Source organism: Serratia sp. H1w, from assembly GCF_000633355.1.
Classification (GTDB): domain Bacteria; phylum Pseudomonadota; class Gammaproteobacteria; order Enterobacterales; family Enterobacteriaceae; genus Chania.
Genome location: NZ_AYMQ01000041.1, coordinates 22,403 through 36,807, shown reverse-complemented (window position 1 = coordinate 36,807; position 14,405 = coordinate 22,403). Strand labels below are relative to the sequence as shown.

Here is a 14,405-nt window from a genome sequence, read left to right as displayed (position 1 = left end):
ATTAATAGGGCTACCAACACTTGTTGGTTAAAATAAGCGAAAAACCCATCCCTTTGTTTTAATACGTTTATCTTCAGCACAAAATTTTGGCTCCGCTTAACAACCATAAAAAACCGCGCTTCAAGCCTGGGTTAATATGATTAGCATCACAGATTAATCACTGAAAACCGCGCGACTGCAAGTTACGATCATAATCTCAACTCCTAAAATTGCCGCTTTACTGTTGTCGGCTGCCGATTTAAAACAAACATCTGTTTAAAAACAAACAAGTGTTAACTATGACCAATCGGGAAAAACAGATACTGCAACTCCTTCGGCGGGACCCGTTGATTCAACAACACGAAATCGCCGACATTCTAGGTATTAGCCGTTCTGGTGTGGCGGGGCACATCATGAATCTAATGAATAAAGGTTATATTAAAGGCAAAGGCTATATTCTGTCCGAACATCGTTATGTGGTCACCGTGGGTTCGGTCAATATGGACGTTTGCGGCTATGCCAATACGCAATTGGTTTATGAAGATTCCAACCCAGGGAAAATAAAATGTACCCCGGGCGGCGTTGGCCGCAATATATCACAAAATATTGCGTTATTAGGGGCCGAATGCCACCTGGTTTCCGTCGTCGGCGATGATTTTTACGGCACGACGTTGCTGGAACAGGCAAAATTGGCCGGTGTCAACGTGGATAATTGCCACCGGTTGCACGGTGAAAGCACCTCGACCTATGTTTCGCTGCTGGATGGTCATGGCGAAATGCTGGTTGCGATTAACGATATGCGCATCCTGGAAAAATTGACTCCGGCGCTATTATCCCATTCCAAGGAGTTAATTCAGCACAGCGGCGTATTGGTGTTGGATTGCAACCTGAGCGAAGACGCGCTGGCCTGGCTATTTACCCATGCCGGTAACGTACCGGTATTTGTCGATACGGTTTCCGCGTTTAAAGCGCCGAAAATTAAAAACTGGCTCTCGCATATTCACACCTTGAAGCCAAATCGGATTGAGGCGGAGATCCTCAGCGGGATGAAAATCTCCCAGGCGAGTGACGCACCGGCGGTGGCCCGGTGGTTCCACCAGCAAGGGGTCCAGCGTTTGGCGCTGAGTATGGGTAGCCACGGTGTTTATTTCAGCGAAGTGGATGGTCAGCAAGGCTGGTCGGCACCGTTGCCAACCCAGGTGGTCAACGTCACAGGAGCCGGGGATGCCATGATGGCGGGGCTGGTGAGCTGCTGGCTGGAAGATTTCCCACTCGATCACAGTATTCGTTTTGCCCAGGGTTGTTCGGCAATGACCCTGGCCTCTGAGTTCACCAATAACCCGAACCTGTCGCAAGCCAGCGTTCAAAAACTTTTGGAATTACAATCATGCAAAATAGCCTAATCACCAATCAATATCTGGATATCGCACCTGAAGTGGCGCAGGCCCTGGCAGAGCATCGCCCGGTGGTGGCGTTGGAATCGACAATCATTTCCCACGGGATGCCATACCCGCAGAACGTTGAAACCGCCTTGCAGGTCGAAGACAGGATCCGGGCCAACGGTGCGGTGCCGGCAACCATTGCGGTGATCAATGGGCGGATGAAGGCGGGGCTTTCCCATGATGAGATCGAAACGCTGGGCTGTGAAGGGCACCGGGTTGCTAAAGTGAGCCGCCGCGACTTACCTTTCGTGATTGCCAGTGGCAAAAACGGCGCGACGACGGTGGCCTCCACCATGATCATTGCCGAACTGGCCGGGATCAGCGTGTTTGCCACCGGCGGGATTGGTGGTGTGCACCGTGGTGCTCAGCAGACGTTTGATATTTCGGCCGATTTACAGGAATTGGCACAAACCAACGTGGCGGTGGTTTGCGCCGGTGCCAAATCGATCCTGGATCTCGGTTTGACGGCCGAATACCTGGAGACGCATGGTGTGCCTCTGGTGGGTTATGGCACGGACAGCTTGCCCGCATTCTTCAGCCGTACCAGCCCTTACTCCGTCAGCGTACGCCTGGATACGCCACAGGACATTGCCCGGGCGATGGCGGCCAAATGGGCTGCTGGCTTGCAGGGCGGCATGGTGATTGCCAATCCAATCCCAGAGCAGTACGCCATGCCAGAGGAGAAAATCAATCAGGCCATCGGCCAGGCCGTGCAAGAGGCTGAGGAACAGGGTGTGTCCGGCAAGGAGAGCACACCATTCCTGCTCGCCAGGGTAGCCGAATTGACCGGGGGCGACAGTTTGCAGGCCAATATTCAACTGGTGTTTAACAATGCCGAGTTGGCCGCCAAGATTGCCAGTCACTATCAGCTAAATTGCGCATAACGTTTTAATCAGTACGCTACGTTTGTCCTTGATAAATCACTGCTGCCTCGGCAGACGGCACGTTATTGCCGTTTGTCGAGGTACGGAGTGAATAAACAAAACAGAAGGGGGCATTATGGAATTATTGCGCAGTTTGGCAGGCATCATCATCCTGTTATTGATCGGGTTTGTTTTTTCAGTAAATAAAAAGAGGATCAGCTTGCGTACGGTAGGTGCAGCATTATTGCTCCAGATATTACTCGGGGCGATTATGCTCTATGTCCCCGCAGGAAAATGGGCAATTAACGCCATTGCCAGCGGGGTCAATCGCGTTATTTCTTACAGCGATGCGGGGAGCGCATTTATTTTTGGCGGCCTGGTTGGGCCGAAAATGAATGAGCTTTTCGATGGCGCAGGTTTTGTCTTCGCCTTTCACGTTTTGCCCGCCATTATTTTTATCACCTCACTGATTTCTATTTTATATTACCTTGGCGTGATGAAGTGGGTGATCAATATCCTTGGCTATGTCTTCCAACGGCTGATGAATATCAGCAAGGTGGAATCCTTTGCCGCCGTCACCACCATTTTCCTGGGGCAGAATGAGTTACCTGCGGTGTTGAAGCCGTTTGTCAAACACATGAACCGCAATGAACTATTCACGGTGATCTGTAGCGGCATGGCCTCCATTGCCGGTTCGATGCTGGTCGGTTATGCCGGTTTGGGCGTCCCCATTGAGTATCTGCTGGCGGCTTCCCTGATGGCTATCCCTGGGGGGATCCTGTTTGCCCGGTTGCTAAGCCCGGCGACGGAGCCTTCCCGCGTGGAGTTCAGCGAAATGTCATTCAGCGATAAACGGCCTGCCAGCATTATCGAAGCGGCGGCCAATGGTGCCATGCTGGGGTTGAAAATTGCGGTGGGTGTTGCCACGGTAGTGATGGCCTTTGTAGCGCTGATCGCGTTGATCAACGGCATCATTGGCGGCGTGGGTGGCCTGTTTGGCGTTGAAAGTGTCAGCCTGCAAAGCCTGCTGGGCTATCTGTTTGCTCCGTTGGCCTACATCATGGGCGTGAGCTGGGAACACGCCGATCTGGCCGGGGGGCTGATTGGTCAGAAACTGGCGATTAACGAGTTTGTTGCCTATCTCAGTTTCTCTCCTTACCTGAAAGAAAGCGCAATGCTGCTCGATCCGAAAACCATTGCGGTGATCTCGTTCGCCCTGTGTGGCTTTGCCAATTTTGGATCTATTGCCGTGGTGGTGGGGGCGTTTAGCGCGGTGGTGCCGGAGAGGGCCTCCGAAATTGCTCAGTTGGGGTTCCGTGCTTTGCTGGCGGCGACGCTTTCCAACCTGATGAGTGCCACCATTGCCGGGTTGTTTATCGGTCTGGGTGGCGTTTAGAGATCACTCTGGGGCAATCCTGGGCCAGAAAGTAGGGGCGCTGCATGCAGCGCCCGTCACTATTCCAATAACCCACGCTGGCGCAAAGTGAATCGGGTCGCTTCGTTCAAATCGTAGTTGGCCAGCTGTTCCTTCGGCACCCAGGCATAGTCTTCAAACTCATCATTAATCGTGATGGTGCGATTGGCCGCGTGGCAGTCAAATATCAGGTAAATCATATAGATTTGCTCTTTGCTGCCGTCTTCATAGGTCTTGATCCGCACGTCATCGCGGAACGTCCAGGGTTGGATGTGGTCGAGTATCAGTTCGCTCCCCAGCTCTTCACTCACCTCACGGCGCAATGCTTCCTCGATGGTTTCCCCTGGCTCGGTGCCGCCGCCAGAGAGCGCCCACTGGCCGGGGAAGACGCCCTTATGGGCAGCCATTTTACATAGCAGATAGGCGTTATCGTTTTCGATTAACGGGCAGACAATAATACGTTGACGCATCGTAACTCCATTTTCAAGGACATCTGACTGATGAGGATAGGGGCAATGGTGCACGTTTAAAACCCCTATTGGCTGAAGTTATACGTTTCAAAAAGTCTGATCGTGCGGCGAGTTTGCTCCGCAATCGAACCGGGTTATGTTGATTGAGTTTTAAACGGCCGGGTGGTTAGTGGCCTTGATTTTAGCATGGGTACTCTGAAGGACTAGCGGTATCGCAATCAAATAAACAGCGGCTACCGAAAGCCACACAGCACCAGGCCATTCCTGCTGGACGGCGAAATAGACGGTTGAGAAAAAAAGTGGTGCGACGATCGATGCCAAGCTGATCGCCGAGGTTAGCACCCCCTGCAACTGACCCTGGCGATCGGGATCGACCTGGCGGGTAACCAGCGCCTGTAGTGCCGGGTTCCCAATACCGCCGAGTGCAAAGATAGGCATGATAACAAACACCATCCAGCCTTCACGGACGAAGGCCAATGCAACAAGCGCTGAGCAGGCACAGGCGATACCAATGAGAATAGCGCCACGCTCGCCAAATAGTCTGGTCGCAGGTCCGGGTAGGAAAATTTGCACCAATGTCTGAAAGACCCCAAATGCCCCCAGCGAGAGTCCAATCCAAAAACCATTCCATTGGAACGCATCATATCCCCACAGCGCCCAGCATATGCCATAAGCCTCCCCGGTAGCGCTAAGGATAAAAAAGGTCATGACAATCGGCAGCAGCCCTCTGATGGAAAAGGCCCAGCGCAGTGGTCTGAGTGGGTTGAGCGCGGAAAGATTGATCTTTTCACGACTGGGGGGGCGGGATTCGGGGAGTACGAACCAGGCCATCAGAAAGTTGCAGCCATTGAGGACAGCTGCCGCAATGAAAGGGAGCCGCAACCAATGATCACCCAGGACACCGCCAAGTACCGGTCCAATAATAAAACCCATACCGAACATTGCGTTGAACAAGCCAAAACGACGCGCTCGTTTTTCAGGCGGAGTGATATCGGTAATGTAGGCCATGGCTACCGCCACATTGGCGCTGGTCATTCCTGCGATGGCTCGGCCAAGCAATAACATCCACAGATGGGGCGAAAAGGTGAGGAACAGGTAGTTAAGGACTGCACCGCCAAGGGAGATCATCAACACCGGTTTGCGCCCCAGACGGTCACTCAGAGCACCGAGCACTGGGGCGAAAATAAACTGCATGACGGCATAGAGGGCCGTCATGATGCCAATATAGAGTGCAACGTTGCTGGTATGGGTAAGGTCTTTGAGCAGTGAGGGCAGGATTGGGAAAATAATACCGACGCCAATCGCATCAAGGACAATGGTGGTGAAAATAATAATAAGAGGTTTGTTCATTCAACGTTCCTGTCGAAACTCAGATTTAGCACACAAGACATTAAATCTGTGACGGTGCCTGAAATTTTTCAGACGATAAAGGAAAACGCTGGCCGATCCAAGTACATAACGCACTGCTGGCGTGTTCGTCGCTCACCTAAGTGGACGATTTTTCGCGAGATCGGTACCTTATATACTTTACTAGGGGTTATGGCAACATCGGCTCGGAGCATTTTGCGAGTTGCCAAAACAATGGGATGAGAATAGAAATTCTCACCCCGCAGGTTTACAGTTTTGCCCGGTACTCGTCTTCCCATTGGCTCATGGAAGCCCAGAACGGACGCGGCGTGCGCTTTTGCAACAGATCGAGCAGAAGATCCAGATGAGTGTGCCAGCCACTGGCGACGCTGAGCATGGTTTCACGATTGGCCAGGCGGCGATGGGTGAGGGTCAACAGCACGTTATCCCCTTGCTCGGTCAGTTCAATCGTGACTTCCGATGGGCGGGCTTCCCCTGTTTCTGCCCAGGTAAAGCTCACCAGGTGCGGCGGAAGTATGCAGGTGATATGGCCAACCTGAGTGACTTTACCGGCGCAGGATTTGTATTTTGCCGGCGGCTTTTCGTCCTCACCGGCCAAATCGGCATTGCAGAACAGCAGCTCAATCTTGGCCCCGACCTGCATTGGCATCTCACCAGCGGCCAGCCAACTGGCACGTTTATCCGATTCAATCAGGTAGGCCCAGACGCGTTTGAGTGGGCCGGGCAGCAACCGCTGGATACGCAGCGTACCGGTTTCAATAATCATACCGTAGTCGTTCATGATTCACTCCGTCGGTGGAGACGAGTCGGCCTGTAGCAGCGCAAGCTCTAGCGCGTCCAACCGCTCATTCCAGAAATGTTCGTAGGTTTGCAGCCAGTGCATGGCCTGCGCCATCGGCTCGGGAGCGAGCCGGCAGATATGGTTTCTTCCCTGCACAGTGCGTTGCACCAGCCCGGCTTGCTCAAGCGCTTTGATATGCTTGGAAGCACCGGCAAACGACATCTCGAACGGGGCAGCCAGTTCACCGATGCTATGTTCGCCTTCGGCCAAGGTACGCAGAATGGCACGCCTGGTGGGGTCGGCCAGTGCATGAAAAATGGCGTCTAGCGGTGAGGAAGATAATTTAACCATATGGTTAAATATAGAACGCCAACGGCAATACTCAACCTGTTCGTTGAATATTTTTTAACCTTGTCACATAAAAATTGTGGGTAAGGCATTACATCGGGGGATGATCCAGCATAGTGAGGGCGGTCTTAACTGCTTTCTTCAGGCGGGCCTGGCTGACACCATCGCGTGCCTGAATGGATAAGCCATGCAAAAACGCGGCAAAATAATCGCCGAGGCTTTCTGCATCGGTGTTGGCGGGCAGCTCTCCAGCCTGTACCGCAGCCAAAACTTTGTCAATGATGCCTTGGGTACGCTGTTGACGGTGTTCCATCAACCAGTTTCGTATGCCCTGATTGTCTTCGCTGACGCTGGCCGCAGAAGAAACCACCATGCAGCCTTGGGGGAGATCAACGTTGCTGTACAGTGTAGCCGCGTCATTCAGCATTTGTTCGAGAGCAGCTCTTATACCGGCGTTTTTCGTAAAAGCGCGCTCGGCAAAGCCGCCTTCGTGGGCCTCGTAATGTTCTATTGCTTCACGGAACAACAACTCTTTTGAACCGAAGGCTTTGTAGATCCGCGCCGAAGCAATGCCCAGCTCGGCCACCAGGTCAGACATCGAAGTGCCTTCAAACCCCTGTCGCCAAAACAAATCCCGTGCTTTCAGGAGTGCCTGTTCACGGTCGAACTCCCTTGGTCTACCTGCCATTGTCATCTTCTCCGGTGTTCTGCTGCGGGCTATAGGATCGCTTAAATCGTGGATAACACCAACGAATTTCAAAAATCCGCTTGCCGATAATCTGATTTAAGCCTATTGTTTGTCAATCGACAAACAATAGGAAAGACGATGAAAACGATTAAAGGTCCCAGCCTCCACCTTGCCCAATTTAGCGATGCCACCGCTCCATTTAACAGCCTGCCTGCCATTGCTGCCTGGGCGAAGGAAACCGGCTTTAAAGCCTTGCAGATCCCAGCATGGGATAGCCGGTTGTTTGATGTTAAAACGGCGGCAGAGAGCCAAAGTTATTGCGATGACGTCACCGGTATGTTGGCCGAGCACGGCCTGGTCGTCAGTGAATTAACCACGCATATCTTTGGCCAACTGATGGCGGTGCATCCCGCCTATGACGCGCTATGTGACAGCTTTGTACCGGAAGGATTGCGCGGCAATTCCCAAGCTCGAACGCAGTGGGCGAAAGAAAACCTGCTGCTGGCGGCAAAAGCTTCCGCACGGTTGGGCCTGACGGAAATGGGCACTTTCTCCGGTTCATTGGCCTGGCCCTATCTGTTCCCGTTCCCACAACGCCCAGAAGGGTTGATTGAAACGGCCTTCGATGAGCTGGCCAAACGTTGGTTACCGGTGTTGGACGCCTGTGATGAGCAGGGCATCAACCTGTGTTATGAGATCCACCCCAGCGAAGATCTGCATGACGGTATTACCTTTGAGATGTTCCACCAGCGCGTTGCGGGCCACCCACGTTGCCAAATGCTGTTTGACCCCAGCCATTTCGTGCTGCAACAGCTCAACTACCTGGAATTTATTGTTATCTATAAAGATCATATCCGCATGTTTCACGTCAAGGACGCAGAGTTCAACCCAAGCGGTCGGCAGGGGATTTACGGCGGTTATCAGTCGTGGGCGGATCGTGCCGGGCGCTTCCGTTCATTAGGTGATGGGCAGGTGGACTTTAAAGGGATCTTCTCCAGGTTGACGCAGTACGACTATGCCGGCTGGGCGACGCTGGAATGGGAATGCTGCCTGAAGCATCCACAAACCGGGGCGGAAGAAGGGGCTGCGTTTATTCGCAACCATATTATTCCCGTCACGGATAAAGTGTTCGACGACTTTGCCGGCGCGCCGGTCAATCAACAACAAATCAACGCCTTACTGGGCATTCGCTAACTTTCGGAGCACTTTATGACTATGCAAACTCACGGGCCATTATCCAATGGGCTCAAGGTCGAACACGTCTATCTCAAGATCAACGGCAACCGTATTCACTGCGCTATTGCCGGTAGCGGCCAGCCGGTATTGCTGATCCCTGGCTGGCCACAAACCTGGTACACCTGGCGTTACGTCATGCAGGCGTTAGCTGGCGCAGGCTTTCAGGCGATTGCTGTCGATCCCCCTGGAATGGGCGATTCGGACAAACCCCTTGGCGGCTATGACACCGGCAGCGTGGCAGAAAAACTCCATCAGGTCATGGCGCAACTGGGGCATCAGCGTTATGCGGTGATCGGCCATGATATTGGCATGTGGCTGGGTTACGCGTTAGCCAGTGATTATCCGCAGGCGGTCAGCAGGCTGGTATTGACCGAAGCGGTGATCCCCGGGTTGGCGGAAGCTCCGCCGATCTTTGTTCCCGCCGAGGACAACATCTTCCTGTGGCATTTTATGTTTAACCAGTTAACCGACCTGCCCGAAGCCTTGACCACCGGCAGAGAGGCGGAATATCTGGGGTATATTTTCAACCGCTGGTCTTTCCGCCGCGATCGCGTTGCCGCAGAAACCTACATCGCGGCTTATTCGGTGCCGGGCAGTTTGCGGGCCGGTTTTGACTATTACCGGGCTATCCCGGAAACCATTCGGCAGAACCAACTGCGGGCGAAAACCCAGTTGCCGATGCCGGTGCTGACGATAGGTGCCGAGCATGCCACTCGTGATGCGCCATTCCAGACTTTGCAGGGCAAGGCCTGCCATCTTCAAGGGGAAATGGTGCCCGGCTGTGGGCATTTTATTACCGAGGAAAGCCATGAGGCGTTTGTCGTTCTGATCCTGCCTTTTTTACTGGAGGGTAAAGAGCATGCCGCTGGATAAGCAGATTGCACTGTTTTTGCAGCAACAGGCCGATGTGCCTGCACCATCCTCATTGGAGGCACTGCGCGCGCAGACGGCGGTGGGGTTACGGAGCTTGCAGGGAGAGCCGCAGCCCGTCCAGAGAATAACGGAATTCCACATCCCGGTCAGCGGTGGGCAGACTATTGCCGTGCGCGGTTATGTTCCCCTGAATGCCTCAGTGGATGTAACGCTTGCGGCGATGGTGTTCGCACACGGCGGTGGTTGGTGTCTCGGGTCGCTAGACGTTTACGATGTGCCTTGCCGCGCGTTGGCCAATGCCACTGGGCGAATGATCCTGTCTGTCGATTATCGTCTGGCACCGGAATATCCTTTCCCGACGCCATTGGATGATGTTTATCAGGCGCTATGTTGGGCTTCGGAGCAGGCCGCTCAAATTGGTATTGATCCTCTGCGGATCGCTCTTGGTGGGGATAGTGCGGGAGGTAACCTGGCTGCTGCGGCCGCGCTGATGGCCAGAGATCGCTCAGGGCCAAGTGTAGAGCATCAATACCTGCTTTATCCGGCCCTGGATAGCGGGATGACGATGCCCAGCTTTAGCCAATATGGTGAGGGTTATTATCTGACGCAGGAGGTGATGAGCTGGTGCTGGGAGAATTATTTAGGGCAGGAGCCGGAGCGACAGCAGCCTTATGCGTCACCATGGTATGCAGAAAGCGTGGCAGATTTGCCGCCTGCAACGATCCTGGTTTGTGAATACGATCCGCTGCGGGACGAGGGCGAACGCTATGCGCAGCGCTTACAGGCAGCAGGCATTAGCGTGAATTGCCAACGCTTGCCCGGTATGGTACATGCCTGTATGCATATGACCGGCTTGACCCCAGCGGCCCAGTCTTTATTTACTGCGCTGGAGACATCGGCTTAACTTTGTTACCTGCCAGGGAATGGCGGGACAATAGCCCTATCGGCAGGGTTTTACACTATCCTTATTTGTATGATCAAACTGTTAAGGACGATGCCATGTCCGCCGTGGAGAGTAAAAAAAGCAGTCTGACGCTGATGGCCGGGGGAGCACTGGGCGTGGTGTTTGGCGATATCGGAACCAGCCCGCTGTATACCTTGAAAACCGTCTTGTTTCTGTCTGGGGATGCACCAACCCCGGAGGTGATCCTTGGATTGCTGTCCCTGATTTTTTGGACCCTGGTGATCGTGACGTCGGTAAAATATGCCATCTTCGCCATGCGTATCGATAACAACGGCGAAGGTGGCATCCTGGCGTTGATGTCATTGCTGGTCAGCCACAAGAATCATCGTCCGGCGGTGGTATTTGCCGGGTTGTTTGGCGCAGCACTGATTTACGGCGATGGGGCCATTACCCCAGCGATCTCTGTGCTTTCGGCGTTGGAAGGATTGAACATCGTCTTGCCAGAGTCCAAACCTTATATCCTGCCTGCGACCGTGGCGATCCTGGTCAGTTTGTTTGCGATCCAGGCGCTGGGCACTGCCCGCATCGGCAAGGTATTCGGCCCGATAATGGCGCTGTGGTTCGCGGTGATTGCCGCGCTGGGGGTCTGGGGCATTATCCAATATCCGGCGGTGCTGATGGCGATCAACCCGATGTATGGCATACGCTTTCTGTTCTCCAATGGCATGGTCAGCTTTCTGGTGCTCGGCGGGGTCTTCCTGTGCGTGACCGGTGCGGAAGCGTTGTATGCCGATATGGGGCACTTTGGTAAACAGCCCATCTGGCTAGCCTGGTTCGGTATCGTATTTCCCAGCCTGCTGCTGAACTATGCGGGGCAGGCGGCTTTGATCCTCTCCGGGGCCGACGTGACACAGAACATCTTTTTCCGCCTGTGCCCGCCGGTGCTGCAAATCCCACTGGTCATTCTGGCCACGTTAGCCACCATTATTGCCAGCCAGGCCATTATCAGCGGCGCGTTCTCCATGACGCGTCAGGCGATCCAGCTGGGATGGTTACCGCGTTTACGCGTCAAGCAGACTACCGAAGATAGCTATGGGCAGATCTACATTGGTGCGATCAACTGGCTATTGATGGCGGTAACGGTGTTCCTGGCGGTATTCTTCAAATCATCCGATAATCTGGCCGCGGCCTATGGGATCGCCGTTTCCCTGACCATGATCATGACTTCTGGGCTGCTGTTTGTCGCCATGCGCGAAGTCTGGCGATGGAGTCTGGCGGCCAGCCTGGTGGTAGCTGGATGTTTCTTTATCGTCGATCTCAGTTTCCTGATAGCCAACCTGAGCAAGGTGCTGGAAGGGGGCTATATGCCGCTGTTACTGGCGGCTGCGGTTTACGGCGTGATGCTGATTTGGCACCGTGGGGTGGTATCCGCTTCGCAGATGTTGGACGAAAAAGTGGTACCGGTAACCACCTTTATGGCGGCGATCGAACAACAGGCAATTCCACGGGTACCGGGCACGGCGATTTTCCTGACGCGTTCCCAGGGAGGGACGCCGCCGGTCATGAAATGGCACGTCAAGCGCAATGGTTCGCTGCATACTGACCTGTTGGCGCTGAATATTGTGGTGCAAAACGTACCGCGAGTGGCCGATAGGGAACGGCTGACGATGACCGAACTGGCCCCGGATTTCTGGCGCGGCGTGGCTCATTATGGTTTTATGGAACGGCCGAACATTCCTCAGTTGTTACGTCATCTGGAAGCGCAGCAATGCGGCTTCAACCTTAACGACGTTGGGGCATGAAACCATTGTCAAACGCGAAGGGCGTGGCGCAATGCCGGCGTGGCAACGTCATATCTTCGCGCTGATGGTGCGTAACGGTATGCACGTAACGGATTATTATTATCTACCCAGCGACCAGGTGGTTGAAATCAGCCGCCGCGTACCGGTTTAACTGCAACAGGAACCCGATAAGTGCAAGGTGTGCCAGAACAGTTTCCATTTGAAAAAGATCGCGCCCAGTTTCGGCATTTGCCGCAGTTGCCGGGCGTGGAGCTTTATCAGGCCCATATCGATCGCTACGCGTTTGAGCCACACGCCCATGATGCGTTTGGCATCGGCACGGTGGAAGCGGGCGCGGAGCGCTTTCGCTACCGAGGGGCACAGCATCTGGCCGCGCCGGGATCTTTGGTGTTGATGAACCCTGATGAGCTGCATACCGGTGAAGCGGAAACCGCAGGCGGTTGGAACTATCGGATGATCTATCTGGAAGCGGCTGCCCTAGAGAGAATTTCCGGCGAGAAGGGCTGTTGGTTTAATGAGGTGATCCATCATGATGCGGCGGCGGCCAAACGGCTGTCGCAAACCTTGGCGGCGCTATGGCAAACCCGCGACACCTTGGCGCTCGATAGCTTGTTGCTCTCCGTCGTTGATATTTTCCGCCCCTATACGCGTATTGCTCAACCGCAGCAGAATGAAGCCGCTCACAGTATGGCCATCGTGAAGGAGTATTTGCGGGATAACTTCGCCTCGCCGATCACGTTGAGCGATCTGGCGGTTTTGGTGTCGCTCAGTCCGTATCATTTCCAACGCAAATTCAAGGCACAGTTTCACGTAACCCCGCATCAGATGCTGATGGCGATCCGGCTTGAACGGGCCAAGCAGATGCTCGGGCGGGGAATGCCCGCCGCCCAGGTGGCCGTGGCGGTGGGGTTGACCGATCAGGCGCATCTGACCAAAGCGCTGGTCAATCGTTACGGTGTCACGCCAGCCCGCTACCAAAAACAGGTCATGCGCTGACATCCGACGTAAAACAGCAACCTGGTACAATATTCTGCTGCCACCGCCCTCTATCCTGACGCCACTTGAGAATGATTGTTAATGATGGAGTGACTATGTTTGTCGGCGTGTTGTTTGCCCTGATTGCCGGGTTGATGTGGGGCCTGATCTTTATTGGCCCGGTGTTGGTGCCTGACTACCCAGCCGCTTTGCAGTCTACCGGGCGCTATCTGGCTTTTGGGCTGGTTGTACTGCCGCTGGCGTGGTTGGACCGCCGTCGCCTGCGTCAGTTGCTGGCTAAAGATTGGCTGGAGGCGCTGAAACTGACCGCAATCGGCAACCTGCTGTATTACCTGTGCCTGGCCAGTGCGATCCAACGTACCGGTGCGCCGGTTTCGACCATGATTATCGGTACGCTGCCGGTGGTGATATCGGTTGCCGCCAATCTGTTTTATGGCCACCACGACGGCCGTCTCTCCTGGCGTAAATTGACCCCGGCTTTGCTGGTGATTGCCCTTGGGCTGGTGTTGGTCAACGTGGCGGAATTGCGAGGCAATAGCGAGCCGATTGATGTCTGGCGTTATACCAGCGGGCTGGGATTGGCACTGTTGGCGGTGATGTGCTGGACCTGGTTTCCGCTGCGCAACGCGCGCTGGCTACGCGATAACCCGGATAAACGACCCGCGACCTGGGCCACGGCGCAGGGGATTGTGACCTTACCTTTGGCGTTGGTGGGCTATGTGCTGGTTTGCGGGCAACTGGCGTTGACACAACCGCAGTTCGCGCTGCCGTTTGGCCCCAGACCGGAAGTGTTTATCCCACTGATGATCGCCATCGGCGTGCTGTGTTCCTGGCTGGGTACGTTGTGCTGGAACGAGGCGAGCCAGCGATTGCCAACGGTACTGGTAGGGCCGTTGATCGTGTTCGAGATCTTAGCCGGGTTGGCCTATACCTATATGCTACGCCATACCTGGCCGCCGCTGCTGACGCTATGCGGTATTGCCTGCTTGATGGTCGGCGTGATTTACGCGATGCGCATCAAGCTGGAACCGGTGGTGATTGCACTAGAGGAGCGTGGATAAGCCACCCGAGCATATGAATTGTTTATCCCGGTTACATTTTATTACCTTTTGAATTGTAATCACGAATGGTATTAATTATCATTCGAATCCTCACTAGGATCAGGGATTCAGGATGAAAAATTTTACTACTTCGGCCTCGGGCCTATGTTCACTACCTTTCTTGTTGTTTAGCGCCTCGGC

At 54.2% G+C, this 14,405-nt stretch carries 13 protein-coding genes and 1 pseudogene; 9 read left to right on the top strand and 5 right to left on the bottom strand.

Features of this window, described 5'->3' with window-relative positions; translation table 11 throughout:
- The first annotated feature begins 278 nt into the window (after nucleotides 1–278).
- The 3 genes from U869_RS0107595 (at nucleotide 279) to U869_RS0107585 (ending at nucleotide 3,680) form a co-directional block, all read left to right on the top strand.
- The gene (locus U869_RS0107595; RefSeq protein ID WP_025118854.1) at nucleotides 279–1,382 is read left to right on the top strand and encodes a PfkB family carbohydrate kinase; all 1,104 of its coding nucleotides are present in this window, start codon (nucleotides 279–281) and stop codon (nucleotides 1,380–1,382) included.
- On the top strand, nucleotides 1,367–2,305 hold the full coding sequence (locus U869_RS0107590) for a pseudouridine-5'-phosphate glycosidase (RefSeq protein WP_025118853.1): 939 nt from the start codon (nucleotides 1,367–1,369) through the stop codon (nucleotides 2,303–2,305). Before U869_RS0107595 ends, U869_RS0107590 begins: the two co-directional genes overlap by 16 nt.
- Before the next feature lie 115 nt (nucleotides 2,306–2,420).
- A complete protein-coding gene (locus U869_RS0107585; RefSeq protein WP_025118852.1) occupies nucleotides 2,421–3,680 on the top strand; it encodes a NupC/NupG family nucleoside CNT transporter in 1,260 nt (419 codons plus the stop codon).
- Nucleotides 3,681–3,739: 59 nt separating this feature from the next.
- On the opposite strand, the gene nudI is transcribed toward U869_RS0107585, so the two are convergent.
- From nudI to U869_RS0107560, 5 genes are all read right to left on the bottom strand, one after another.
- Nucleotides 3,740–4,168, bottom strand: a complete 429-nt coding sequence (gene nudI / locus U869_RS0107580) for a nucleoside triphosphatase NudI (protein WP_025118851.1) — start codon at nucleotides 4,166–4,168, stop codon at nucleotides 3,740–3,742.
- A 150-nt stretch (nucleotides 4,169–4,318) separates the two neighbouring features.
- Nucleotides 4,319–5,518 (bottom strand): TCR/Tet family MFS transporter, encoded by a 1,200-nt coding sequence (locus U869_RS0107575; protein ID WP_025118850.1) that lies wholly within the window; start codon nucleotides 5,516–5,518, stop codon nucleotides 4,319–4,321.
- A gap of 265 nt (nucleotides 5,519–5,783) precedes the next feature.
- Complete coding sequence (locus tag U869_RS0107570; protein WP_025118849.1) at nucleotides 5,784–6,317, bottom strand: SRPBCC family protein; 534 nt, start codon at nucleotides 6,315–6,317, stop codon at nucleotides 5,784–5,786.
- A gap of 3 nt (nucleotides 6,318–6,320) precedes the next feature.
- The gene (locus tag U869_RS0107565) at nucleotides 6,321–6,668 is read right to left on the bottom strand and encodes a helix-turn-helix transcriptional regulator (RefSeq protein WP_025118848.1); all 348 of its coding nucleotides are present in this window, start codon (nucleotides 6,666–6,668) and stop codon (nucleotides 6,321–6,323) included.
- Nucleotides 6,669–6,756: 88 nt separating this feature from the next.
- Entirely contained in the window at nucleotides 6,757–7,353 is a 597-nt protein-coding gene (locus tag U869_RS0107560; protein WP_025118847.1) for a TetR/AcrR family transcriptional regulator, read from the bottom strand.
- Nucleotides 7,354–7,491: 138 nt separating this feature from the next.
- Here U869_RS0107560 and U869_RS0107555 point away from each other — a divergent pair, with 138 nt between their 5' ends.
- The 6 genes and pseudogenes from U869_RS0107555 (at nucleotide 7,492) to U869_RS0107530 (ending at nucleotide 14,225) form a co-directional block, all read left to right on the top strand.
- Nucleotides 7,492–8,547 carry a sugar phosphate isomerase/epimerase gene (locus U869_RS0107555; RefSeq protein ID WP_025118846.1) on the top strand — a complete coding sequence of 352 codons (1,056 nt, stop codon included), beginning with the start codon at nucleotides 7,492–7,494 and terminating at the stop codon, nucleotides 8,545–8,547.
- Nucleotides 8,548–8,562: 15 nt separating this feature from the next.
- Nucleotides 8,563–9,462: an alpha/beta fold hydrolase gene (locus U869_RS0107550; RefSeq protein WP_025118845.1), complete on the top strand. Its 900-nt coding sequence runs from the start codon at nucleotides 8,563–8,565 to the stop codon at nucleotides 9,460–9,462.
- Entirely contained in the window at nucleotides 9,449–10,366 is a 918-nt protein-coding gene (locus U869_RS0107545; RefSeq protein ID WP_025118844.1) for an alpha/beta hydrolase, read from the top strand. The genes U869_RS0107550 and U869_RS0107545 overlap by 14 nt, the downstream gene beginning before the upstream one ends.
- Before the next feature lie 95 nt (nucleotides 10,367–10,461).
- A pseudogene (locus tag U869_RS29270) lies at nucleotides 10,462–12,319 on the top strand (potassium transporter Kup).
- A 20-nt stretch (nucleotides 12,320–12,339) separates the two neighbouring features.
- Complete coding sequence (locus U869_RS0107535) at nucleotides 12,340–13,164, top strand: AraC family transcriptional regulator (protein ID WP_025118843.1); 825 nt, start codon at nucleotides 12,340–12,342, stop codon at nucleotides 13,162–13,164.
- A 95-nt stretch (nucleotides 13,165–13,259) separates the two neighbouring features.
- Complete coding sequence (locus tag U869_RS0107530) at nucleotides 13,260–14,225, top strand: DMT family transporter (RefSeq protein WP_025118842.1); 966 nt, start codon at nucleotides 13,260–13,262, stop codon at nucleotides 14,223–14,225.
- The last annotated feature ends 180 nt before the right edge of the window (nucleotides 14,226–14,405 follow it).

Bases quoted from the DNA above. Each gene is read 5' to 3' on its own strand.
- U869_RS0107595 (WP_025118854.1), top strand. From the start codon at position 279: ATGACCAATCGGGAAAAACAGATACTGCAACTCCTTCGGCGGGACCCG.
- U869_RS0107590 (WP_025118853.1), top strand. From the start codon at position 1,367: ATGCAAAATAGCCTAATCACCAATCAATATCTGGATATCGCACCTGAA.
- U869_RS0107585 (WP_025118852.1), top strand. From the start codon at position 2,421: ATGGAATTATTGCGCAGTTTGGCAGGCATCATCATCCTGTTATTGATC.
- nudI (WP_025118851.1), bottom strand. From the start codon at position 4,168: ATGCGTCAACGTATTATTGTCTGCCCGTTAATCGAAAACGATAACGCC.
- U869_RS0107575 (WP_025118850.1), bottom strand. From the start codon at position 5,518: ATGAACAAACCTCTTATTATTATTTTCACCACCATTGTCCTTGATGCG.
- U869_RS0107570 (WP_025118849.1), bottom strand. From the start codon at position 6,317: ATGAACGACTACGGTATGATTATTGAAACCGGTACGCTGCGTATCCAG.
- U869_RS0107565 (WP_025118848.1), bottom strand. From the start codon at position 6,668: ATGGTTAAATTATCTTCCTCACCGCTAGACGCCATTTTTCATGCACTG.
- U869_RS0107560 (WP_025118847.1), bottom strand. From the start codon at position 7,353: ATGGCAGGTAGACCAAGGGAGTTCGACCGTGAACAGGCACTCCTGAAA.
- U869_RS0107555 (WP_025118846.1), top strand. From the start codon at position 7,492: ATGAAAACGATTAAAGGTCCCAGCCTCCACCTTGCCCAATTTAGCGAT.
- U869_RS0107550 (WP_025118845.1), top strand. From the start codon at position 8,563: ATGACTATGCAAACTCACGGGCCATTATCCAATGGGCTCAAGGTCGAA.
- U869_RS0107545 (WP_025118844.1), top strand. From the start codon at position 9,449: ATGCCGCTGGATAAGCAGATTGCACTGTTTTTGCAGCAACAGGCCGAT.
- U869_RS0107530 (WP_025118842.1), top strand. From the start codon at position 13,260: ATGTTTGTCGGCGTGTTGTTTGCCCTGATTGCCGGGTTGATGTGGGGC.